This is a genomic window from Eubacterium sp. AB3007, from assembly GCF_000688015.1.
In the GTDB taxonomy this organism is placed as follows: domain Bacteria; phylum Bacillota; class Clostridia; order Peptostreptococcales; family Anaerovoracaceae; genus Aminicella.
Map to the genome: position 1 here is coordinate 656,301 of NZ_JIAD01000001.1, position 24,261 is coordinate 680,561.

The following is a 24,261-nucleotide window of genomic DNA, read 5'->3' on the forward strand; positions in this document are numbered from 1 at the left end:
AATCCTCCTTCTCTTATGCTCACTATACTCTATTCTATCAAAACCTCTTGCAAAAATATAGTAACAGGGCTAAAATAATCAAAGATTTATTCAAAGAAAGTAAGAGGTTTGATATGAACGTAGTTATCATTGGCGCCGGTAAGCTGGGCCTTCGCGTAGCGAATGCCCTGATCAGCGGTGATTATGCGATCACGATCATCGATACGAATGCTGAGAAGCTTTCCAGGATCTCACAGAAACTGGACGTGATGACCATCAACGAGGACGCCCGGCAGATCTCCGTTCTGAAAAGCATCAACATAGAGACATTTGAATATCTGCTGGCCTGTACGGACAGTGACGAGACCAACATCCTGGTCTCCTCCTTCGCCAAGAAGCTCGGCTGCCGCCATGTCATCGCCAGAGTCCGTGAACCGGAGCACATGAACCAGTTCGACTTCATCAAGGAGTCCATGGACATCGACCACATCGTCAACCCCGATATGTCCATCACTGTGGAGATCTACAAGTATCTGATGGAGAAGTATACCCTCAGCAACGGCATCTTCACCAGCGGAAGCATCGCCATGACAGAGTTTCCAACAAGGCGCTTCCCCTCCCTGGTGGGATTGACCATGCCGGAGATCAGCGATGTCATCCCTGATGTACTGATCGCAGCCCTCTCTCACAACGGCAAGGTCATCGTCCCCCATGGCGAAGATATGGTCCAGGAGGGAGACTTTGTGTACGTCATCGGCGAGAAAGAGCGCATTCAGGCGCTTCACAAGAAGACCCACGAGAAGGGAAAGTACACCAACATTCGAAAGGTCATGATCATCGGCGGAGGAAAGACAGGATTCTATCTGGCGGATAAGCTTTCAGATTTCGGTGCCACGGTGAAGCTGGTGGAGAAGGATCTTGACAGATGCAGGTATCTTTCCACCCATCTGGACCACGTTATGGTACTCCATTCAGATGGTACAGATATCAACCTTCTGGAAGAAGAGAATCTGGACGATATGGACGCAGTGGTCACCTGTACAGGGTATGACGAGGAGAACCTTCTGCTGGCCCTGACAGCCAAGAATCACGGCATCGACGACGTGATCTCCAAGGTCAGCCACGAGAGTTATAAGGATCTTGTAGAACGGATGGGAGTAGATATGGTACTTAACCCGCTGGCCATCACCACCAGCACCATTCTTCGCTATATCCAGGGATCCAAGCGGATCCTCTCCTCTGTTCTGATCCAGGGACAGGCGGAGATCATGGAGATCGTCGCCAACTCCAGAATGAACATGATCGGGGTTCCTATCAAGGACCTGGATCTGCCAAAGGATGTGCTGATCGCGGCCATCCACCGTGGTCGGGACGTAATCATACCAGGCGGTGACACGGTGATCGAAATCAACGACAGGGTAAGTATATTCAGTCTCCTGTCCGGCCTTGGCGAACTCGAGAAACTCATGAAATCCAAGAACAGTTGATATCCATCAGGAGGACCTCATGTCGGTATTCAACAAGGATCACGCTGCAGGGATGTTGGGCACTGTGCTGATCGCCACCGCGATCTACATGCTCCCCTCTGTGGCTGTTTCCATCTATTATAACGAAATACGACCCGGCGTCAGTTTCTTCTGCACGATGTTGGTCTGTTTACTCGCAGGTCTCTGGCTTCGCTCCAGAGTATCCCCGAATAAACGCAGACTGAAGACCCGTGACGGATTTCTCATCATCACCCTGTGCTGGGTGCTGGCTTCTGTCGTTGGCAGCATACCTCTGTTCGTCTCCGGCGCGATCCCAAATGTACTGGATGCGTTCTTTGAGTCATGCTCCGGGTTCACAACCACCGGTGCTACCCTGATCAACGACGTGGAGTCCACCCCCAGATCCGTGCTGATGTGGCGCTCTTGCACAGTGTTCATGGGAGGTTCCGGCATCATCCTGTTTACCGCGTTTCTGAGGGACTTTACCGGCTACGGCGATCAGAAGATCTCCCGCCGCGAGACTCCCGTCATCAGTTATCAGACAGGCGGAGTAAAAAACAAAGCCCCCTTCTACTACCTGTTCTCCGTGTATATCACCCTGACAGTAGTCCTGGTCCTGTTGTTTCTGTTTCGGGGAATGAGTGTCTACGATGCGTTTATTCACGCCTTGAGCCTGGCCGGTACCGGAGGATTTTCCTCCTATAACAACGGGCTGGCACATTTTCAGGATCCTATCCTACACTTTATCGTCATCATCGCTATGGTGATCACAGGGGCCAACATCAACGTACTTCGCTCCATCTTCCGCAGAGGCCTGCGGCAGACCTTCCGCAGCACGGAACTGCGGGTGTATTTTGCAGTTATCCTTCTGGCCACCGGTCTGGTCGCGGCCGACCTGACCATACAGGGAGACTATCTCAGGCTGCACCACCATGGCATCGCCCAGGCGGTCATGGATGCTGCCTTCCAGGTGACATCCATCCTGTCCACCACAGGGCAGTACCTCACAAACTTCAACAACTGGCCCACCTTTTCCAGGATGATCCTTCTGGCACTGATGATGACAGGTGCATGCTCCGCTTCTCTGGGAGGCGGCCCCAAGCTGCACAGGATCATTGTGTCTGTCAAGTTCATTCGGCGAGGTCTCCTGCTGAAGGTCCATCCCAACCGGGTATCCGTTCTGACGCTGAACAAAGCCGAGCTTTCTCAGGAGACGGCCACCAACATCACCAACCATATGTTTCTGTATATTCTGACGGTGTTCGTGGGAAGTCTGTTGATCTCCATCGACAACTTCGATATCATGACGACATTCTCAGCCACACTGTCCTGTATCAACAACAACGGCCTGTTTTTCGGACTGTCCGGACATGGCATGAACTTCAGCGCCTTCAGTTGGTTTTCCAAGATGGTGTTTTCCGTGCTGATGATCGCCGGCAGATTGGAACTATTCACTGTGATCATGCTCTTTTCCAAGCATTACTGGAATCCAGACAAAGCATGACCGATCAGCCGATATGCTTTGTGCATAAGAGAAAGGAAAGGCTATGCATTTTAACAGAAGACTGATATTCAAAGTCGTATCTGTCATCCTTCTATTCGAGGGGATCGCCATGATCATTCCCTTTCTTTTTGCATGCTACTACAGGGAACTGACTTCGGCCACTTCTTTTTTCTGTACCATGGTGGTATGCATCAGTTTCGGTGAGACCATGCGCCGCGTCCTGCCCAAGACGAACAAGTCCCTACAGACCAGGGAAGGCTATCTGATCGTGCTTCTCAGCTGGCTTTTTGTAATCCTGGTCGGAGCCATGCCTTATCTGCTTGCTTCCGAGAACTATTCCTTCATCGCCTGTTTCTTTGAGTCCTGCGCAGGATGGACGACCACCGGATGCACATGTCTAGGACTGGAAGCTATGCCAAAGTCACTGGTCCTCTGGAAGGTCATCACTGGATGGCTTGGTGGGATGGGGATCATCCTTCTGACGATCTCCATATTCCCCCGGTTGGGGATCGGCGGACAGAAGATGGCGGCGGCCGAAATGCCCGGACCGGAGATCGACAAGCTCACCGCGCGGTTCGGGGACACTGCCAGGATCTCCTACCGGGTGTATGTGGTGCTGACCGTAGTGGCCTTTCTCCTGCTCCTGCCCAGTGGAATCGGGGTGTATCACTCACTGATCAACGCCCTCTCCTCCATCAGCACCTCCGGGATGATCGATATGACGGCCGCCCAGACAAACTTTCATGTCACTCCTTATGTGAAACTGATCGTGACCCTGTTCTCCCTCCTGGGAGGAAGCAGTTTCATGGTGTTCTACCTGTTCTACCACCGCAAATTCCATGCTGCAGTCAATCACTACGAGACCAGGAATTACTATTTCTTTGTCGGTGTTACGGCCATGCTCATCGCTTCGGCCTTGTTCACAGCAGGAAACTATACAGATGTCTTCCATTGCGTCGGGGACAGCCTGGTCCAGGCCATCGCCTTTGCGACCACCACAGGGTTCACCATCGTAGATCTCAGCAAGTGGCCCACCTTCGCCAAGATCCTTCTGCTGATCCTGATGCTCGTGGGCGGATGTGGTTTCTCCACCAGCGGTGGACTGAAGATGATCCGTCTCATCGTATTCCTGAAACTAATCATCCGCGGAGTTTATAAACGGATCCATCCCCAGGCAATCAAGCCCATCATGCTGCAGGGAAAGCCGGTATCGGCGGCACTGGCCTCCTCCATGGCCATGTTCCTTCTCTTGTACTTCGCCATTCTGGTGTCTGGGTTCCTTATTATGGGGCTGGAGAATCTGGATATGGAAACCACCTGCTCCGTTGTAGCAGCCTGTTTCACCACCAACGGCACTGCTTTTGGCCAACTCACCAATCACAATTTCGCCATCATCTCTGACCCTGGCAAGCTTGTCCTGTGTGTCCTGATGCTGGCCGGACGTCTGGAAATGTACACCGTAGTATTGATGTTCACACGGAGTTACTGGAACATAGAAAAAGCGAGGTAGAAAGATACCTCGCTCTTTTGACAGGGGTTTACTTCTTTAGGGTCAGGTACCAGTCTACCGGTACCAGAGACGCGTCACTACCATCCATACGAGCTTCCGCTTCCGCAAGTGTCAGCGGCGCTCCCATCACAGCAGGAGTCCCAGGCTGCCAGTTCACTGGCGTGGATACATCGTTCTCATCATGGAACTGCAGGGACTTCACCATTCTTAAGATCTCCGGAATATTTCTCCCTGTTGACATTGGGTAGTAGAGGATTCCACGGATGATCCCCTCCGGATCGATCACGAACACGGCCCGAACAGTCTGTGTCTTGGCCACAGTCTGCAACATTCCATACTTCCTGGCAACCTCCATGCTGATGTCAGCGATGATAGGGAATGTGAGTTTCACCTTGCCCTTTCCGTCCCAGTCGATTCCCTCGATGCTCTTGGCCCAGGCAAGATGGGAATGGAGAGAATCGATTGACAGGCCTATGAGCTTTGTATTGACCGCAGCGAACTCCTCTGTCATGCGGGTGAACTCGATGAACTCTGTAGTACACACCGGAGTGAAATCCGCCGGATGAGAGAACAGCACCACCCAGCTGCCTTTATAATCTTCCGGAAAGTTGACCTTTCCCATGGTGGTCATAGCCCGGAAGGCCGGTGCCGGATCGCCGATCATCGGCATGCGAGGGCTATCGTTTACGATCATCGTATTATCTGACATTGTTATATACCGCCTTTCTGCGCTCAATTTTGTTTTCTAAAGTGTAGCAGAAAATCAGGCTTTGCGCAACCGCCGTCCCTTGCTATTTTGCCCCATCTGGTGTATACTGTTTTCCGTAAACTTTAGAACAAGGAACAGGTATATATATGATCAAGACAAACAAGACTAAACCAAGAGTATTCTCCGGAGTCCAGCCCTCCGGCAATCTGCATCTGGGCAACTATCTGGGTGCTATCCGCCAGTTCGTCGAACTGCAGGAGGATCACGAGTGCATCTACTGTATCGTGGACATGCACGCCATCACCGTCCCCCAGGATCCCAAGGCTCTGCGGGAGCACGTTCTGGATCTGGCTTCTCTCTACATGGCGGTCGGGATCGACCCCAGGAAATCCATCATCTTCGTCCAGTCGGACGTGCCTGGTCACGCAGAGCTGAACTGGATCCTTACCTGCAACTCTTACACCGGTGAGCTGTCCAGAATGACCCAGTTCAAGTCCAAGAGCCACGGGAAGGAATCCTCCCCCACCGGTCTGTTCTGCTATCCGGTGCTGATGGCAGCGGACATCCTTCTGTATGACACAGACATCGTCCCTGTCGGTAATGACCAGAAGCAGCATATCGAACTCTGCAGGGACATCGCAACTCGCGTGAACAACACCATCAAAGAGACCTTTGTGGTACCGGAAGGCCGGTTCATGAAAGCCGGCGCCAGGATCATGGCGCTGGATGACCCCACCCAGAAGATGAGCAAGTCGGCCACCAACATCCACAGCACCATCTCTCTGCTAGATCAGCCGAACAAGATCAAGAAATCCATCATGAAAGCCACCACAGACTCCGATGGCGAGATCCGGTTCGATGTGGAAAACAAGCCAGGAGTCAGCAACCTGATGACCATCTACAGTGTCCTCTCCGGTGAGTCCATGGCGGATATCGAGACCAGTTACCGCGGCAAGGGTTACGGTGACTTCAAGAAGGATCTGGTAGGCGTTGTCCAGGAATCTCTGGCCCCCATCCAGGCGCGCTACGAGGAGATTCGCCACTCTGAGCAGCTGATTCGGGATCTGAAGGACGGCGCTGAACGCGCAGGCGCCATCGCCGAGGTGGTGATGAAGCGAGTAAAGGACACCTTCGGCCTGGGCCTGGGAATGTAGTTCTATCCGGCAATTTATAGAGATCCAATGATTGGGTCTCTTTTTCTTTGCGTGCGGAACTGTGATTCATCGCTTGCAGAGGTGAAGTGGCCACTACGTATCGCTGAAATGGCCACCACGAACATACTCCCCTTGTGTCCAAAGAACTACAGGCTGCCCCAGACCGCCCGAACGGCCCGCAGAAATCCCCCCTCCCATGGCGCAAATACCACGATCTGGTCAGCCGGATCCATCATCCTGACCACATAAACTACCAACAGCAACATAATGGCCACCGCTGTACAGGCTTTGTAGACCACAGGATAGCGACCTCGCATCAGAAACGCACCGAGCCACAAAGCCGGCAACAGGAACAGTGGATGGAACTGCCATGCCGCCGCGGGATCCAGATGCAGAAGGGACAGCCACGCTCTGGTCATGCCACAGCCTGGGCAAGAGATCCCTGTCACCGCCTTGATGGGACAGGTGATGTGCAGAGAGAAGAGGATCCCATAGAAAACCACCACTGCCAGCACAGCGATCAAGGCATCCCGATGCTCCCATATATTTTCCGGTGTGCACCATCGCCTGTATACCTTCACGATGTTTCCCACCAGAATCGCAGCGATGACCGTCCCCTCCCGGACGCCCACCAGACCGTCCAGAAATACCCAGGAAAGCACCCCTGCAATAAGGGTGAAACTGATGTCCGTAGCCATACGGATGGAGCCAAACTCGCGGCCGGTCACTCTGGCAACCGCTGCCACAAAAGCATCGCCGGGGAGCATGACCACATCTCCCAGCACCTCCAGGTACACCCCAAAAGCCAGCACGACGCAACCTGCCAACAACATTGCGATCTGTGACGAATACGTCTCCGGCAACACCGGCAGCCCTTTCGTCAGGATCCATAGACAGAAATCCACACAGTACCCGAACACCAACGTCAGTCCCAATTGTAGAATGATCTCTATCTTGTGAATCGATCGTCTGAGGATGAGGAGCTGGCCCACCACCAGAAGATAATTGAACAGGATCGTCCAATTTCCCATGGTCAGCCCGGGAAGGATCAACGAAAGTGTATACGGAATGGCCGAGATCGGAGAGGTGCCCAGCGCAGACCTGGTAGTCATCGCGATTCCCAGGGACACAAAGAACAGGCCTGCAAGAAACGTGATATACCGTCTTACCAGATGTTCTTTCATATCCTCTACACCCCAAAATACTCTGCGCGCCCCATGACATCTACCACTTTGATCACGGTGTGTCCGGAAGCGGCAGTCAATCGACAACGAAGAGGCAAACCTTCCTTCCCCTGCCGCATCACATAGACCGGCCGGAACACTTTCCCATCGTAGTTCGGGTCCACACTCCATTCCGTGATCATCACAAGCGGATCCTCCGCGACCGCCCTTGCCATCTTCTCGGCAGACTTGAGGTCAAGTCCCTCCGGTGCCCGAATACCCCCTACTTCCACCAGGACGATCTCCCGCAGTCCGAGCTCTTCGTTTACCTGGAAACTCGCATGGAAAGACGGGGGTGCTTCCTCTCGCTTTCCGTCATCATATACCTGCACACTTCCCTCTTCCGCCTGGATGCGTGCCCGCGATATCTCCACCGCCAGTCTCTGTGTATCGCATTGCAGTGACCTGCGTCCCTGCCTTGCTGCTACCGCCCCCAGCGTACCGCTGCCGCAGAAGAGATCCGCCACCAGATCCCCCGGATCTGTGCAACACTGCAGGATCCTCGCAAGCAGTTTCTCCGGCTTCTGAGTGGCATAGCCTGTCCTTTCGGAGGACGTACGTCCAACCATATCCAACTGCCAGACATCCTTCATGTTGACCATCGTATACCAGCCCACCTCATCGCAGAATTCCTCCACACCTTTGAAGCGATAGGGCTTCAGCCCCCGGTTATAGGACTTCTCCTTCAATGGGTGAAACTTGTAGGTTTTTCCCTTGCTGTAAACCATCAGATTGTCATGCTTCCTGGCAAATCGTCTGCGCGTGCTCCCGCCAGACTTGTATTCCCAGATGATCTCGTTCACAAAATTCTCTGCCCCAAATATCTCATCCATCAGCACTCTGGCATAGTGAGAAGCATGCCAGTCCAGGTGGATCCACAGCAGACCGTCCGGGGTCAGCATATCCCGCATCAGAAGCAGTCCCTGTGCCAGTCTGGTCAGATATTCCGACAGACCCGTCGTCCAGGTATCCCGATAGGCTGGATGGCGCATCCTATACCCCCCTGCCTCTACCACCGCATCGTAGTCAGACCGTGTAAAAAACGGTGGGTCGATGTAGATCATCTGTACCCTTCCGGCTGTCTCCCTGTCCTCACTCATGGACTTCATCAGGCTAAGATTGTCCCCACGGAAAACGCGATGTGCCGGATTCTCTTCTGGTCCCCACACCTCAGTCAGGTGAAACACCCCTGGCGGGATGTGCTGATTCCGTCCCCTTGCTTCCTCCAGGATATGTGGTAGTTGATTGATGATGCTCATGGTCTCTTTCTCCGGCGATTCTGCCCTCTGTGTTTCCGGGATTCCAACTTCTGTCTGTGCCGATCTTTCCCATGCCCCGTGTGGTGTCCTCCCAGCAGCACCGGTATCAGGTCCTCCCGTCCCACTGCCGTCAGCGCCTCCTGTACCAGGCGGTGGTTCTCCGGTTTATGATAGTGGATCAGTGCCCGCTGATACTGCTTCTCTTTCAGATCCTTCGCCACATACACAGGCTCCATTGTCCTTGGATCAAGCCCAGTGTGATACATGGCAGTGGCCAGCGTGCCCGGCGTAGGATAGAAATCCTGCACCTGATCCGGCACAAAGCCATATTCCTTCAAAAATAGCGCCAACTCCACCGCATCCTCCAACGTGCTACCGGGGTGGGAACTGATCAGATAAGGAATCAGATACTGCTTCTTTCCCAGCCGCTCATTCTCCTTCCTGTACGCCTCTGCGAACCGATTGAACACGTCGATACCGGGTTTCCCCATGTAATCCAGGACACGATCGGATGCGTGCTCCGGCGCCACCTTCAGCGTGCCGCTGACATGGTGCGCACATAGTTCTTTCAGAAAACGATGATCCTTGTCCGCCATAAGATAGTCATAACGAATGCCAGAGCGAATAAACACCTTCTTCACTCCCGGCACATGGCGGACCGCCCGAAGAACATCCATGTAGTCACTGTGGTCGATCTGCATGTTCCGGCAGGGTTTCGGCCACAGACACTGCTTATGTTTGCAGACTCCATGCTTCAGTTGCTGCTGGCAAGCGGGATGGCGGAAGTTGGCAGTAGGCCCGCCCACATCGTGGATATAGCCCTTGAAATCTGGTTTCCCCGTGAGTTTCACTGCCTCCTCCACGATGCTCTCCTTGCTGCGGCTTCGGACCTGACGCCCCTGGTGGTAGGTCAACGCGCAGAAGCTGCAGTCACCGAAACACCCCCGGTTGCTGACGATGCTGAATTTCACCTCACGAAAGGCCGGGATCCCCCCTTGCTTTTCGTATACCGGATGCACCTCGTTCTCGAAAGGAAGCGCATATAGATCGTCCAGTTCCTGCCGCTCCAGCGGTGGCTGCGGAGGGTTCTGGATCACAAAGCTTTGTGTACCGTAGGGCTCCACCAGCCGAAGACCGTTGATTGGATCATTCTCCCGAAACTGCATAGCAAAACTACGGGCGTAGGCTTCTCTGGAGAGACTGATCTCTTCGAAGGATGGGAGCACGCGAGTCCGGTCATCCAGGTCATACGCCGGAGCATGGTAGCATGTTCCCGGGATCCACGTGATGTCCTTCACCTCGATCCCGCTGTCTAGCGCCTCTGCCACCTGGAGCAAGGCACGCTCCCCCATACCATAAATGAGAAGATCCGCCCGGGCGTCCAACAGGATGGAACGCCTGACCTTGTCATCCCAGTAATCATAGTGCCCCATGCGGCGCAGGCTGGCCTCCAGACCGCCGATGATGATCGGGACCCCCTTATAAGCTTCTCTGGCACGATTGGCATAAACGATCACAGCCCGATTCGGGCGTCTGCCTGCCTTGCCGCCGGGGGAGTACTCGTCTACCTTGCGGCGGTGTTTGAAGACCGAATAGTTGTTCACCATGGAATCGACGACGCCGCCGTTGATGAGGAATCCCAGCCGGGGCCGGCCAAACCTGCAAAAGTCTTCTGGCGAGGTATACGAAGGCTGCGCCAGGATCGCCACCCGATAACCAAACCGTTCCAACAGACGGCTGAGGATGGCGGTTCCAAAGGAATGGTGATCCACATAGGCATCCCCTGTCACCAAGACAAAATCCACCTGCGCCCATCCCCGCTCTTTCATATCTTGTTTTGAAATCGGTAAAAACATGCGGTTACTCCCCGTGCCGGTCTCTGTACTGCATCATAGTTCCCAGTACATCCTCTGTGATCCTGGCGGTCAGCCCCCAGATCACCTTGCCGCCCGCATCGAACACCGGAATGATCCATCGGCCGTACCGCCACTTGTAGTTCTCATCTATACCCACGTGTTCGTAGGGAAAATCCTCTGCCAGTTGGGCCACCACCTTCTCCTCGTAGTGCTTGTGATCCGCCGCCATGATCTCAGACAGCGGCACCAGAAACAATTCGGCCACCTCACTCTCCTGGGGATTACTCTTCTGATAATCCTCGAATTGAATGACGCCGATATGGGTATAGAGAGAGTAATTCGCATAGCCATACAGGGTGTTCCCCTGTCCGATGAGTTCGATCCGGCTTGCAGGTATCCCTGTCTCTTCCTCGCATTCCCGCAGTGCCGTTTCAGCCGAGGTCTCCCCTCGCTCCATATGTCCTCCGGGGAAACAGATTTCCCCCGGATCGGCCGCGAGATCGTAGGCGCGCACTTCGTACATGAGATGGAGTTGTCCGTCCTTTTCTACGAAGGGGACCAAAACGCTATAATAGCGGTATCTGCCGATGGCACCGGGCTCGTGATCCGCATAGGTGCGTCGGACTTCTTCCAGTGTAAACATAGTAAACTCCTGCAAAAAAACAACAGGCTGCTGTGTATGACCGGTAAAACCACGCATACACAGCAACCCTGATCATTCCGTTAGTACTGTCAGTTGAGGACCTCGTAGTCAGAGAAGTCTACGCCGATCATCTCTTCCTTGTCTGCAGACAAGCTGACAACAAAATCCATGCCATAGTTCTTGGAGATGTTGTGCAGTCTTCCCAGGAACTCGGGCAGATCTCCCAATGAGAAGTCAGCGTGCTTCAGGATACTGTCGATATAGATCGTCTCGATATCATGATCTGAACTGATGATTCCATAAAGGAAGCCGATGTACTCATCGCTATTCGTCACGTGCTCAAAATCCTCCATGCAGACCACTCTGATCCGATACTTCAAATCGTACATGAGTCTCGCGTTCTTGTTGATGAAGATGATGCTTCCGTCACTGTGCTCCACCTGATCATTCGCAAGCGCGATCATCTGCTTGGTCTTTCCTGCTCCTTTATGTCCAATCAGTAATTTTACCATAGTCACTGCCTCCCTAATTATCAATAATTGTTGATATTATTATACACTAACGGGACTTTTCGTTCAATCATTTTATCCTTTTCCCTCAAAATATTTTTTCGTAGTACTCTTCTACGGAAATCTCTTGTCCAACAGAAAACAGAATGCTATAATTCATTTGTTAACCGTATGATGACAGAAGGAGTACCACAATGAACAAACGCATAGAACGTATCTCCATCCAAGAGATTCGTGGTTTCCGGCTGGGAACAGCGGAAAGCACAGAAGGGGCCACTGGTGTCACCGCGATCCTCTGTGAAGATGGCGCAACCGCAGGGGTTGATGTTCGCGGCGGTGCTCCCGCTACCCGGGAGACAGATCTCCTGAAGCCGGAGAACATGGTCCAGAAGATCCACGCGGTCTGCCTGTCCGGCGGCAGTGCCTTTGGCCTGGAGGCGGGCTGTGGTGTGATGGACTACCTGGCCGAACATAAGATAGGCTTCGACACCGGCTATGGCATCGTCCCCATCGTTTGCGGCGCGTCTCTGTTCGATATCCACCTCGGAGAACAAGGCGTCTACCCTGACAAAGCAATGGGACGTCTGGCCGCCGAAAACGCCTTTGCCGGACATTTCCAAACCGGTAATCACGGCGCTGGCACCGGTGCTTCCGTCGGGAAATACAAAGGCCCCGCCACCTCTATGAAAACCGGACAGGGCCAGTACGCGCTTCAGATCGGTGATCTTCAGGTCGGTGCGATATCCGCCGTGAACGCGCTGGGAGATATCATCGGTGCGGATGACAGCCTGCTAGCCGGGATGACCACAGAGGGCGGCCAGGCTTTGTGCTCCACCGCCGAGACCATGCTCACCGATCTGGCAGGAATAGGCGGCGGCTTCAAGGGTAACACCACCATCACCTGCATCATCACCAACTGCAAGCTTACCAAGGCACAGTGTACCAAACTGGCTTCCATCGCCCATGACGGCTATGCCCGCGCCATTAAACCTGTCCACACCTCCGCCGACGGCGATACTGTCTTCGTCATGACCACAGGAGAGCAGGATCTGAACTTCGACACGGCAGCAGGACTGGCCACCGAATGTGTAACGGAAGCCATCCGGGATGCCGCTCGCACAGCAGTGCCTGCTTACGGGCTGCCTGCCGCCTGTACTTACAGTGAGAATCTTGGAATGTAATTGAGAAAGGAGTTAAGAATTGACAAGAGAAGAAAAGAATCAACAGATCCGTAAGGAAGCAAAGGCAACGGTTTTTCTGTTTGTGATCTGTTTTCTGTGGCATGTAGGGACCGCCTATCTGCTGTCCGGCTCAGGAATCCTTGTCTTGGGTCTGCCTCTCTGGTGGATCCTCAGCACCCCTGGTGTGTTCGTCATCGCTACGATCGGCGTCCTCTTCCTGCTGAAACGAGTATTCATGAACTTCAGCCTGGAGGATGAAGAAGACAGAAAGGAGACCCGCTGATGAACAGCAATCAGATCACGATCCTGGCTATCCTGATCATCTACATGGCCGCAAACGCCATCATCGGTGTCTGGATGAGTCATCAGTCCGCCAAGCAGAACGCTGACAGCGGTTTCCTGCAGAATTACTTCATGGGCAGCCGTGGCATGGGAGGCATAGTTCTGGCCATGACATTGATCGCCACCTACACCAGTGCCAGCTCCTTTCTTGGAGGTCCGGGACTGGCCGCAAGCTGGGGCCTCACCCAGTCCTGGGTGGCCGCCATCCAGATCGGGACTGCTTTCCTGACTCTGGGCGTCATCGGCAAGAAGCTGGGAATCATATCCCGCCGCATCAAGGCGGTGACCATCTCCGACTACCTGAACGCGAGATACAAGTCCCCCGCTGTCACCATCCTATGCAGCCTGATGCTGGTGGTGTTCTTCATCACCCAGATGATCGCGCAGTTCAAGGGTGGCGCTACGCTGATCCAGTCCGTCACCGGACTCTCCTACATCAGTGCGCTGATCCTGTTCTCTGCCATCGTCATCATCTATACCTCCATCGGCGGTTTCAAGGCTGTGGTTATCACCGATACGATCCAGGGCTTCATCATGGCCTGCGGAACCTTCCTGCTGCTGTTCTTTGTGATCCGCGCAGGCGGTGGTATGGAGAACATCATTGACTTCAACAACGCCAATAACCCCGGATGGGATCTGATGGGCAAGGGCGAATACGGTACTGAGATTCCGGCACTTCGCCCGGGTTACCTGATCTCCTTCTGGGTGCTGGTTGGAGTGGGTGTGCTGGGACTTCCACAGACCGCCGTCAGAAGCATGGGCTTCAAAGATACAGAATCCCTACACAAAGCCATGCTCTGGGGGACAGTCGTCGTCGGCATCCTCATGATCGGCATGCACTTCGCCGGTACGCTGGCACTTCCCCTGGTCGGAGAAGAACAGCTGGCGAACACAGACTCCGTCATCCCCTATGTTGTCAACAAATACATGCCACCATGGGCAGCGGGCCTGTTCCTGGCTGCGCCTCTGGCCGCCGTCATGTCCACCGTGGATTCCCTGTTGATCCTGGCCTCTGCCACATTGCTGAAGAACCTTTATGTGACATTCATCGCCAAGAAGAACGTGGTGGATGCCGTGAGAGCCGATGTCAACGAGGATATGGAAATCGCGGAAAGCACAGAGAAGAAGATGAAGTACGGAAGCTTCGCCCTGACCATCGCGCTCGGCCTGATCGTCTTCCTCCTGGCCATGAATCCACCCTCAGTCCTGGTGTGGATCAACCTCTTCGCCATGGGCGGACTGGAAGCCACCTTCTTCTGGCCACTGATTGGCGGACTGTACTGGAAACGCGGAAACGCTGCCTGCTGCATCGCTTCCATCCTCTGCGGTGTCGCCACCTTCGTGTTCTTCAATCTGAACAAGATCGCCCCCTTCGGGATCCATGAGATCGTTCTGGGACTAGCGGTGGGCGGGATCGCCTACTTTGCCGTTGGCATGCTGAACAAGAAGGATCCGGATCCGGACGTACTGAAGAACTGTTTCTAAGGAATAGAAAACCATGAAGAAAGAGAAATTCGACCCAGAAGTATATGAATTCTATAAGCCGGCTCTGGAGGGAGCCGGCTTTGCCGCCTCCTTAACGGAGGCAGACATTCCCTGGCTGAGGGAAGACGAAGAGATGCGCCATGCCAGGAACACATTCCCCTACGAGGTCCATCAGAAGATCGATGTGCAGATCCCCCGGGAACACGCAGCCCCCTTGCGTGTTCGCATCTATGTGCCGGAAGCCATATCCTCTTCCCTGACTCCTGCACCGGTGCTCCTTTACTTTCACGGCGGCGGCTGGGTCATGGGCTCCGTGGCGGACCACGATCCCCTCTGCGGCAAACTGGCAGATGCCTGTCAGGCCATCGTGATATCTGTAGACTACCGGCTGGCGCCGGAGTATCCTTTCCCTGCCTGCATCGAAGATGCCGTGTGCGCTGCCGAATGGACCCACGAAAACGCCGCCCGGTTCGGAGGCGATCCGGATCGTCTCCTGGCGGGCGGCGACAGCTCTGGCGCCAACATCAGTGCCGCTCTGGCTTACCTTGGGAAGGAAGGAAAGGCTCCTTCAATCTCCCATCTTATTCTGTTTTACGGGGCCTTCGGCTGTCTGGACGTGGCGAAATCGCCCTCTGGCCGCCGCTTCGGGGGCGGAGGCTTTGTGCTCCCTCTGGATGCCATGGCTCTAATGCTCGCCCTCTACGCACCGGAAGGAACGGACATGGACGACCCACGACTCTTCCCCGGAAAAGCCTCTGATCTGACAGGAATGCCCCCTGCTCACGTGATCACTGCAGAGTTTGACCCCCTGCGGGACGATAGCGAAGCATTCGCCCGCCGCCTTTCCGAAGCCGGATGCGAGGTAAGCCTCACCCGGATGGAAGGCATGATGCACGGATTCATCCTCTATTGGCAGTCTTTCCACCGGGCTGAGGAACTGATCGACCGGATCGGTAGGGAGCTCTACTCTACATGAACTGTACCCTTACACCTGCCGGATCCTGAACAAAGAAAAACTTCACATCCGGCATGGGGCTGATCATGGGTGTCGCCTGAAATCCCGCCGCAATCAATGCCTCTCTCTTCTTTGATACATCCTCGGTCAGAAATCCGACAGACAAATGTGGGTTTCCGGCATCCCCTGCTTCAGGGTCCCGGATGATCTCGATACAGGTCTCTCCTTCACCACCTGCCAGGAACACCAGATCCTTACCCTGCGGCCTCAGATCTCGCTGCAGGGTAAGCCCTACATGTTCCTGGTAGAACGCCAACTCTTCTTCAAACTTACTCGTCTGGATCGTTACATGTAGTATCTTCATCTCAGCCAACTCCTTTACTCTTCCGCTTCCTTTGCTTCCGCAGACCAGGAAGCAAGTTTCTTCTTCAGCAGATTGGATACCACCATGACGCAAGAGGCGTCCCCGGTGATATTGACTGTGGTACGCCCCATGTCAAATATGCGGTCCACACCTGCCACCAGAGCGATTCCTTCCACCGGAAGGCCTACGGACTGGAGCACCAGTGCCAGCATGACCATACCGGCTCCCGGAACACCCGCTGTTCCGATAGAGGCCAGCGTCGCCGTGAGGACGATGGTCAGCATCTGGGCAAAAGTCAGATGGATGTCATAGCAGGATGCAATGAATACCGCACAGATCCCCTGATAAATAGCGGTTCCATCCATATTGATGGTTGCCCCCAGAGGAAGCACGAAAGAGGAGACTTCTTTAGGCGCTCCCATCTTCTCTGTACACTCCATGTTGATAGGCAGTGTCCCCACGGAGGATGCACTGGAAAAAGCGAACAGGATCGCCGGGATCATGTCTTTGAAAAACCGTACGGGGCTCATTTTCCCCATCGTGCCTACCGCCAAGGAATAAACGATCACCGCATGGGACACATAAGCAATGTAGGCTGCAGCCAGCACCATAGCCAGGGAGCCGATAATCACTGTGCCGCTCTCGGCTACCACCGGACAAAGCAGGCAGAACACGCCGAACGGCGAAAGCTTCAGAATCATCTCCATGGCTTTCATGAAAAGTTCGTTCAGCCGGTTGACACCATCGGAGAGACGTTCCGCGCTATCTCCTACCAAACTGACGGCAAAACCCAGCACAAGTGCCATAACGATTACCTGGAGCATGTTTGCTTCATAGATAGGCGCCAGAAAGTTTGCCGGAAAAATATTGACGATTGTATCCATGAAAGATGTTTTCTCCGCTGCCTCATATGTCAGATCTGATGTGGAGAGCACCGGAAAGAATCCCTTGAACAAATTTGCAATAAAAAGTCCGATTGCTGTGGCGAACGCCGTAGTGCACATATAATAGAGAACGGTCGTTCCACCAATGGCGCCCACCTTCCGGATATCCTTCATGGAGACCACCCCTGCCATGATAGAGAACAAAACGATGGGCCCGACAATAAATTTGATCAGGTTAAGAAAGATCGTACCAAAGGGTTTGATGTAAGTGTTAGCGAATTCTGCATAGTCCTGAATGAATAGCCCCACTATGATTGCCAGTGCCAGTGCAATAAATATCTGTCCCGCAAGTGATAATTTCCTCATAATAAACCTCCTTACAATGACTTCCGGGCAGCAAGTCGCAGCTGCCCGCACGCACCATCGATATCCGCCCCCAGCTGCCTTCTAACAGTACAAGGGATACCGGCATCCTCAAGGCGTGTGGCGATTTCCCGGGCTTTCGCTCGTCCCACGGTCCCAAATCCAGTCTCGTTCACCTCGTTCAGTGGAATCAGGTTCACATGACAGAGCATACCCCGGATCAATTGGATCAACTGTCCGATCACTTCCACGGTGTCATTCACTCCGTGGATCAGAGCATATTCAAAGGTGACCCGTCGTCCAGTCTCCTGCGCATAGTCCCTCACTGCCGGAAGGAGCATGGACAGTCCGTACTTTCGGTTGATGGGCATGAGTTCCGAACGCAGCGCATTGGTGGGAGCATGTAGAGAAATCGCCAGGTTCACCTGAGGCAGATCCTTTCCAAAACGGCGGATACAGGGAACAAGACCGCAGGTGGATACGGTAATATTCCTCATGCTCATGCCATATCCTTCAGGAGCATGCAACAGGCGGATGAACTTCACCAGCTGCTCATAGTTATCAAAGGGTTCTCCGGTCCCCATCACCACCACATGGCTGATAGGCTTTCCGGTCTCCCTTTGGATGTCAAGTACCTGCGAAAGCATCTCTCCAGCGGTCAGGTTCCTGACCAGCCCATCGATTCCGGAAGCACAGAACGCGCATCCCATCCGGCAGCCTGCCTGCGAGGAGACGCATACACTGGCCCCGTATTTATATTCCATGTACACGCTTTCCACTGCATTCCCATCAGGGAGGCCAAACAGAAACTTTCGGGTACCATCCACATTGGACTTCTGCTCCCGGAGCACCTGCAGAGGATCGATCTGGCAAGTTTCAGCCAGTTTCTCTCGCAGATCGATCGGAATGTTTCCCATCGCCGAAAACTCCGTTACACCTTTATATAACCAGTCATAGATCTGTTTTGCTCTGAACGGGGGCTGACCCAGCTCGATCATATATTGTTTCAGTTCCTCCAATGTCAGATCCCGTAGTTTGATCATTCTGTCCTCCTTTTCTTATTATAACAGCCCGGGCAAATACCCAGGCTGTAAATCTCTTAAAATGAACCTTCCTGCTAACACATTTTTTTAATACCAAGACCGGTCTTGTGTCCGTTGATGTTCACAGTCTTGAGATCCTCGGCTTTCTCGATGGACAGTGCCAGCGTCTCAGACTTGATGTAGTCGGCGTGCTTCTCCACTGCCTTCTGCACGTCCTCGTCTGCGCCGAGAGAGATGGTGATGTTGTCCATCATCTCAAGCTGCATCTGCTTACGCATCTGCTGAATCTTGGAGATGATCTCACGTGCCAGGCCTTCGTCTACCAGATCCTCGTTGAGGGTGGTGTCCAGGATGGCGAATACATTGTTCTCCATGGCCACAGCAAACCCTTCCTTGGCATCGATGCGTACATCCACCATATCAGGCGTGATCTTTATGTCCTCTCCATTCAGTTCCAGAACAGCGCCTTCTTCAGACTCAAGCCTGCCGATGAATTCCTTGGCATCTTCCTTGGCCAGAGCACCGCCAAAAGCCTTGATGTTCTTGCCCAGCACTGGACCCGCTACCTTGAAATTCGGCTTCAGCGAGAAGTTCATGTAGGTGTCCAGTTCCTTTGCGAATTTTACGTTCTTCACGTTCAATTCTTCCATGATCAGCGGTGTCATGTCGCCGATCAGCGCTTCATAACTGCCGTCCACCAGGATCTCTGCCAGCGGCTGGCGGACCTTCAGGCTCTCCTTCTCGCGGATGCCGCGTCCCAGGTTGCAGAGCGTTCTCACGAGATCCATTCTCTTCTCGACAGTCTCATCGATCAGGGCTTCGTTGCTGACCGGATAATCAGCCACGTGAACCGTGTATTCACCGGTGAGCTTGCGGTACATCTCATCAGAGAGGAATGGCGCCACCGGTGCGATCAGGCGGGAGATCCCCTCCAGAATCTCATAGGTAGTGGCGTAGACGCTCTTCTTGTCCGCGGTCATGCCTTCGCTGTAGAAACGACGGCGGGCACGACGGATGTACCAGTTGGACAGATCCTCGGTCACAAAGTCGGAGATCGCTCTGACGGTCTTCATATGATCGAAGGAGTCCATGTACTCGGTGACCTCCTTGACGGTACGGTTGTACTTGGAGAGGATCCAGCGATCCAGTTCCGGACGATCCTCGTAGCGTACGTCCAGGTTGGCAGCATCGATCTCGTCCATATTGGCGTACAGCACGAAGAAGCTGTACACGTTCTTCAGGGTTCCGAAGAACTTACTCACCACGTCCTTCAGGCCGTCCTCATCGAATTTGGTAGGCGACCAGGCCGGTGATACGCTCAGCAGGTACCATCTGGTGGCGTCTGCGCCGTACTTATCCAGCATATCGAAGGGGTTGACGGTGTTGCCAACGTGCTTGGACATTTTCTTTCCGTCCTTGTCCAGGATCAGGTCGTTGACCAGCACGTTTTTATATGGTGCTTTTCCGGCCACAAAGGTAGAAATGGCCATCAGGGAGTAGAACCAGCCTCTGGTCTGGTCGATTCCTTCACAGATGAAATCTGCCGGGAAGAGCTCGTCGAAATCGTCTTTGTGCTCAAAGGGCCAGTGCCACTGAGCGAAAGGCATGGAACCGGAGTCGAACCAGCAGTCCATAACCTCCTCAATTCTGGTCATGGGCTTGCCGCACACCGGGCACTTCAGGTGTACATCGTCTACGTACGGGCGGTGCAGCTCGATGGATGTGTCGATCTCCTCGATGGCCTTGTCCACCAGTTCCTGACGGGAGCCCACAGACTCCAGATGGCCGCATTCGCACTTCCACACCGGGATCGGTGTACCCCAGTAACGAGAACGGGAGATGGCCCAGTCTTTCACCTCGGCCAGCCAATTGCCGAAACGCTTCTCGCCGACGAAGGGCGGGAACCAGTTGACAGTGTTGTTGTTGGCCACCAGCTGATCCTTCAGCTTGCTCATCTCGATGTACCAGGACGGACTTGCATAGTAGACCAGCGGTGTATCACAGCGCCAGCAGTGCGGATAGTTATGGGAGATCTTCTCTCTCTTGAAGATCTTGTTATCCTTGGCCAGGTACTTGATGATCTCCACGTCCAGGCCCTCTTCCATAACAAAGTGTCCCTGCCAGGGCCCCTCTGTGAAGCATCCCTTCTCGTCTACCGGCTGCAGCATGGGCAGGTCGTACTTACGGCCGCATTGGTAGTCGTCCTCACCGAAGGCCGGAGCGGTATGAACGATACCGGTACCATCCTCGATAGAGACATAGTCCATACAGGTGACGTAGAAGGCCTTCTTGTCCGCCTTCACGATGGGCATCAGCTGCTCGTACTCCATGTACTCCATGTCCTTGCCCTTCATCTCGGACAGGATCTCATACGTGCCCTCGCCCAGGACTTTGTCTGCCAGCGCCTTGGCCACATAGAAGATGTTGCCGGCCTCGTCGCCTTCCTTCATCTGGACGCGAACGTAATCAAACTCCGGGCCGACGGTGACCACGGTGTTGGACAGCAGTGTCCAGGGGGTGGTGGTCCAGGCCAGGAAGTACTCGTTCTCCTTGCCGGTGAGCTTGAACTTGACCACCAGGGTGTTGACCTTCACGTCCTTGTAGCCCTGTGCCACCTCGTGAGAAGCCAGACCGGTTCCGCAACGGGGGCAGTACGGCAGGATCTTATGACCCTCGTAGATCATGCCTTCCTTGAAGAACTTGTTGATGATCCACCAGACAGACTCGATGTAGTCATTGTCCAGTGTGATATAGGGATTATCCATGTCTGCCATGTACGCCATGCGGTCACTCATGTCCTTCCACATGTCGGTGTAGGTGAACACAGATTCTCTGCATTTCTCGTTAAATTCCTTGATACCATAAGCCTCGATATCCTGCTTACCATCGAAGCCAAGCTGCTTCTCTACTTCGATCTCTACCGGCAACCCGTGAGTATCCCAGCCACCCTTGCGCTTGACCTGGAATCCTTTCATGGTCTTGTAGCGGTTGATGGAATCCTTCAGTGTCCTGGCCATCATGTGGTGGATGCCCGGTTTGCCGTTGGCAGTCGGTGGTCCTTCGAAGAACACGAACTGCGGGTGTCCCTCTCTCGCCTTGACGCAGCGGCCCAGGAGATCCTCCTGATTCCACCTCTCTACCTGCTCGTTCTGTACTTCTGCTACAGGCTTGTCGGATAACTTCTCAAACATTCAATAAACCTCCAGATTGTAATACTGTATTGGCCGGGCCAGAACATAAAAAGTCCCTAGCCGGCGCATGCCGATTAGGGACGATCTTCTCAAACCGCGGTACCACCCTAGTTGCCTTCCTCTATCAAGGGGCCTCTCATTAAAGTGTCGGACTCGGGAGTGATATTCGTACTCTGCTTCACCGGGTGCCTCTCACCATCTGCACCCTCGCTGTAAGGTTGTTACACAGGACTACTGGTTCCGTCACTGTCCGAAATATTAAACTCCATTCATTATATGTCACAGAATGGTACCTGTCAACCGGTAAGTTATTTCTGGTGCTTTGGATTCTTTTTCTTGCGTTTCTTGCTGCGGTGGCTGGCGGGCTGTTTCTTCTCAGTCTTTTCCTCCTCCTCAGGCTCCTCTACGGATTCCGCAGGCTCTTCCTCCGCTGCTTCTTTCTCTTCCTCAGCAGATTCTTCCTCTTCTACATCCTCTGCAGCAGGCTCATCGGAGTTTCCTTCCGGATTCTCATCAGTGGAATCTTCAGAGGATTCTTCTTGAGCCTCTTCTTCTGCCGGTTCCTCCTTCAGGGGAGTTTCCTCTTCTGCAGGTGTCTCCGGTTCTTCCGCAGAAACCTCTTCCTCAGCAGATGCCTCCGCTTCCTCAGCAGATGCCTCCGCTTCCTCAGCAGGTGCCTCCGCTTCTTCAGCAGAAGCCTCCTCCGCCGGTGTCTCTGGCTCCTCGACAGGAGTTTCCTCATGCACCTTCTCGGATTTCTTCTTGTTGCGATTCTCCTTCATGAGCTCATACGTCTCATCGAATTCTTTTCCATCGGAGATCTCCGACGCTTCCTCGGTATCCTCCTCGCCGGGTTCTTCCTCAGATTCCACTTCCTCCGAGTCCGCTTCCACAGATTCTTCCGCCACAGCCTCTTCTTCCACAGGTGCTTCCTCGGCAGGAATCTCCGCCGCCGATACCTCTCCCGTCTCTTCCTCAACTCTCTCTGAACGTTCCTGGCGCATGGACTCAAATGTCTCTTCAAACTCGTCGCCTGCCTCGTCCAGCACCTTGGAAACGCCTTCCAGCCCTGTCTCGTCGCTGACCATAGAGTCATAGGTCTCCTCGAACTCGTCTCCCGCATCGTCAAGCAGTTCCTCGGTTGCTTTCACGCCTGCCGTGAACTTCGCAGTGAGTCCATCGATGATGGAGTGCTCTGCGGTATCTCCCTCTTCCTCTGTAAACAGAAGCCGGAACACGACAGCCGCAAGCGCTCCTCCGATCAGCGGCGCGATGATGAACACCGGCAGCTGCACCAGAGCGTCTCCTCCGGAAACGACAGCCGGACCGAAGGATCTGGCCGGGTTGACCGAAGTCCCTGTGAAGGGGATTCCAAAGATATGGATCAACGTCAGCGACAGTCCGATGACCAGTCCTGCCACTGGTGCGTATTCCTTCTTGGCGGTCACACCCAGCACCACCAGAACGAACACGAAAGTCATGACGATTTCCAGTCCGATGGCTCCCATCATGCTGATGCCCACAGCACTCGATGAACCGTACCCGTTGGCCCCAAGGGCGTCTCTTCCGTCGAAGACCACCATCAGGAACAAAGCCGCGGCCACAGCGCCCAGGAACTGTCCCACCAGGTAGCCGACAAAGTCCTTCACTTCCATGCGTCCCGTGATCAGCATACCGAGACTGACTGCCGGGTTGATGTGGCATCCGGAAATGTTTCCAATGGAGTAAGCCATTGCTACGATAGTCAGTCCGAATGCGAATGCGATCAACAGTGTCGTAAACGCGATGGGCAGTGGCGACCCCATACTGATAAAGATCGAATTGGCTGCCACAGCAGAGCCACAGCCAAAGGCGACCAATACAAATGTTCCTATAAATTCAGCGATATATTTCCTCATTATTATAACCTCCTGACCGTTATACGATTCCATATTAGCCTTGTTTTCAGGCGATGTCAAGTGATCGTATGGTGAACTTTTCCATTTCCTGTCCGGATATGGACTACTCCAACACCTCATACATATCCGCCGCGTTTTCCTTTCGGACTGACTCAGCGGTCATGAGCACCTTTACGGTGATGGAGCCATTCCCAAACTCCACGTGGATCACATCTCCCGGCTCTACGTCAGACCCGGCCTTCGCCGGCTTGTCATTCACGCTCACCCGTCCCTGATCACAGGCATCCTTGGCTACCGTCCGTCGTTTGATGATCCTGGCGTTCTTCAGATACTTGTCGATTCTCAATCCATTGCCTCCCCTCGCACGCGTCGCCGCACTGCAGCCCGCGCACAAAAACCACAGGGACGACCGGAGCCGTCCCTACTGCCTGCTTACTTATTCACTGCATCCTTAAGCGGCTTGCCTGCCTTGAAAACTGGCGCTTTGGATGCGGGGATCCGAATGGTTTCCTCCGGCTTACGCGGGTTACGCCCCTGCCGTTCCTTCCGATCCCTGGTCTCAAACGTCCCAAATCCGATGAGCTGTACCTTCTCCCCCTTTACAAGAGATTCCTCGATCGTTGAGAGGAAAGCGTTCACCGCCACCTCTGCACTTCTCTTGGTAAGATTGGATTTCTCTGCTACGATTGCTACTAGTTCAGCCTTGTTCATCTTCAACCTCC

Annotated in this window: 21 protein-coding genes; 8 read left to right on the top strand and 13 right to left on the bottom strand. The window is 53.9% G+C overall.

Going from position 1 to position 24,261, the window contains the following annotated elements:
• Positions 1-113: 113 nt before the first annotated feature.
• From trkA to P156_RS0103330, 3 genes are read left to right on the top strand one after another with little or no spacing between them, the layout of a single operon-like run.
• Entirely contained in the window at positions 114-1,466 is a 1,353-nt protein-coding gene (gene trkA, locus P156_RS0103320) for a Trk system potassium transporter TrkA (RefSeq protein WP_027868922.1), read from the top strand.
• Positions 1,467-1,485: 19 nt separating this feature from the next.
• Positions 1,486-2,970 (top strand): TrkH family potassium uptake protein, encoded by a 1,485-nt coding sequence (locus P156_RS0103325; protein ID WP_027868923.1) that lies wholly within the window; start codon positions 1,486-1,488, stop codon positions 2,968-2,970.
• Between the two features lie 43 nt (positions 2,971-3,013).
• Positions 3,014-4,480 carry a TrkH family potassium uptake protein gene (locus P156_RS0103330; RefSeq protein ID WP_027868924.1) on the top strand — a complete coding sequence of 489 codons (1,467 nt, stop codon included), beginning with the start codon at positions 3,014-3,016 and terminating at the stop codon, positions 4,478-4,480.
• A 28-nt stretch (positions 4,481-4,508) separates the two neighbouring features.
• Here the strand turns inward: P156_RS0103330 and P156_RS0103335 are convergent, their stop codons facing one another.
• Complete coding sequence (locus P156_RS0103335; RefSeq protein ID WP_242838690.1) at positions 4,509-5,189, bottom strand: peroxiredoxin; 681 nt, start codon at positions 5,187-5,189, stop codon at positions 4,509-4,511.
• Positions 5,190-5,335: 146 nt separating this feature from the next.
• Between P156_RS0103335 and trpS the strand changes: the two genes are divergently transcribed.
• Complete coding sequence (trpS, locus tag P156_RS0103340) at positions 5,336-6,343, top strand: tryptophan--tRNA ligase (RefSeq protein ID WP_027868926.1); 1,008 nt, start codon at positions 5,336-5,338, stop codon at positions 6,341-6,343.
• Between the two features lie 146 nt (positions 6,344-6,489).
• Here trpS and P156_RS13095 read toward each other — a convergent pair whose 3' ends face one another.
• The 5 genes from P156_RS13095 to P156_RS0103365 all read right to left on the bottom strand — a co-directional run bounded on the left by P156_RS13095 (position 6,490) and on the right by P156_RS0103365 (position 11,836).
• Positions 6,490-7,527 (bottom strand): DUF6198 family protein, encoded by a 1,038-nt coding sequence (locus tag P156_RS13095; protein WP_081818426.1) that lies wholly within the window; start codon positions 7,525-7,527, stop codon positions 6,490-6,492.
• A 5-nt stretch (positions 7,528-7,532) separates the two neighbouring features.
• Positions 7,533-8,825 carry a site-specific DNA-methyltransferase gene (locus tag P156_RS12665; protein ID WP_051600570.1) on the bottom strand — a complete coding sequence of 431 codons (1,293 nt, stop codon included), beginning with the start codon at positions 8,823-8,825 and terminating at the stop codon, positions 7,533-7,535.
• Positions 8,822-10,681 carry a YgiQ family radical SAM protein gene (locus P156_RS0103355; protein ID WP_027868927.1) on the bottom strand — a complete coding sequence of 620 codons (1,860 nt, stop codon included), beginning with the start codon at positions 10,679-10,681 and terminating at the stop codon, positions 8,822-8,824. Before P156_RS0103355 ends, P156_RS12665 begins: the two co-directional genes overlap by 4 nt.
• 4 nt (positions 10,682-10,685) lie before the next feature.
• The gene (locus tag P156_RS11380) at positions 10,686-11,324 is read right to left on the bottom strand and encodes a CoA pyrophosphatase (protein WP_051600572.1); all 639 of its coding nucleotides are present in this window, start codon (positions 11,322-11,324) and stop codon (positions 10,686-10,688) included.
• 89 nt (positions 11,325-11,413) lie between these two features.
• Positions 11,414-11,836: a hypothetical protein gene (locus P156_RS0103365; protein WP_027868928.1), complete on the bottom strand. Its 423-nt coding sequence runs from the start codon at positions 11,834-11,836 to the stop codon at positions 11,414-11,416.
• 191 nt (positions 11,837-12,027) lie between these two features.
• On the opposite strand from P156_RS0103365, the gene P156_RS0103370 reads away from it, so the two are divergent.
• From P156_RS0103370 to P156_RS11385, 4 genes are read left to right on the top strand one after another with little or no spacing between them, the layout of a single operon-like run.
• A complete protein-coding gene (locus P156_RS0103370) occupies positions 12,028-13,014 on the top strand; it encodes a P1 family peptidase (RefSeq protein ID WP_242838692.1) in 987 nt (328 codons plus the stop codon).
• Positions 13,015-13,033: 19 nt separating this feature from the next.
• Complete coding sequence (locus tag P156_RS0103375) at positions 13,034-13,297, top strand: YhdT family protein (RefSeq protein ID WP_027868930.1); 264 nt, start codon at positions 13,034-13,036, stop codon at positions 13,295-13,297.
• On the top strand, positions 13,297-14,841 hold the full coding sequence (gene panF / locus P156_RS0103380) for a sodium/pantothenate symporter (protein ID WP_027868931.1): 1,545 nt from the start codon (positions 13,297-13,299) through the stop codon (positions 14,839-14,841). Before P156_RS0103375 ends, panF begins: the two co-directional genes overlap by 1 nt.
• 13 nt (positions 14,842-14,854) lie before the next feature.
• Complete coding sequence (locus P156_RS11385; RefSeq protein ID WP_051600575.1) at positions 14,855-15,817, top strand: alpha/beta hydrolase; 963 nt, start codon at positions 14,855-14,857, stop codon at positions 15,815-15,817.
• Here the strand turns inward: P156_RS11385 and P156_RS0103390 are convergent.
• The 7 genes from P156_RS0103390 to P156_RS0103420 all read right to left on the bottom strand — a co-directional run bounded on the left by P156_RS0103390 (position 15,810) and on the right by P156_RS0103420 (position 24,250).
• Positions 15,810-16,160 carry a VOC family protein gene (locus P156_RS0103390; protein WP_027868932.1) on the bottom strand — a complete coding sequence of 117 codons (351 nt, stop codon included), beginning with the start codon at positions 16,158-16,160 and terminating at the stop codon, positions 15,810-15,812. The two genes, P156_RS11385 and P156_RS0103390, sit on opposite strands and share 8 nt — an antisense overlap.
• Before the next feature lie 14 nt (positions 16,161-16,174).
• Positions 16,175-17,410 carry a dicarboxylate/amino acid:cation symporter gene (locus P156_RS0103395; RefSeq protein ID WP_034802153.1) on the bottom strand — a complete coding sequence of 412 codons (1,236 nt, stop codon included), beginning with the start codon at positions 17,408-17,410 and terminating at the stop codon, positions 16,175-16,177.
• A gap of 11 nt (positions 17,411-17,421) precedes the next feature.
• The gene (gene rlmN, locus P156_RS0103400; RefSeq protein WP_027868934.1) at positions 17,422-18,450 is read right to left on the bottom strand and encodes a 23S rRNA (adenine(2503)-C(2))-methyltransferase RlmN; all 1,029 of its coding nucleotides are present in this window, start codon (positions 18,448-18,450) and stop codon (positions 17,422-17,424) included.
• 74 nt (positions 18,451-18,524) lie between these two features.
• Positions 18,525-21,641: an isoleucine--tRNA ligase gene (ileS, locus tag P156_RS0103405; RefSeq protein ID WP_027868935.1), complete on the bottom strand. Its 3,117-nt coding sequence runs from the start codon at positions 21,639-21,641 to the stop codon at positions 18,525-18,527.
• Positions 21,642-21,949: 308 nt separating this feature from the next.
• Positions 21,950-23,539 carry an aquaporin gene (locus P156_RS13715; protein WP_081818428.1) on the bottom strand — a complete coding sequence of 530 codons (1,590 nt, stop codon included), beginning with the start codon at positions 23,537-23,539 and terminating at the stop codon, positions 21,950-21,952.
• A 103-nt stretch (positions 23,540-23,642) separates the two neighbouring features.
• The gene (locus P156_RS0103415) at positions 23,643-23,885 is read right to left on the bottom strand and encodes an RNA-binding S4 domain-containing protein (protein WP_027868936.1); all 243 of its coding nucleotides are present in this window, start codon (positions 23,883-23,885) and stop codon (positions 23,643-23,645) included.
• A gap of 86 nt (positions 23,886-23,971) precedes the next feature.
• Positions 23,972-24,250: an HU family DNA-binding protein gene (locus P156_RS0103420; RefSeq protein WP_027868937.1), complete on the bottom strand. Its 279-nt coding sequence runs from the start codon at positions 24,248-24,250 to the stop codon at positions 23,972-23,974.
• Positions 24,251-24,261: the final 11 nt, after the last annotated feature.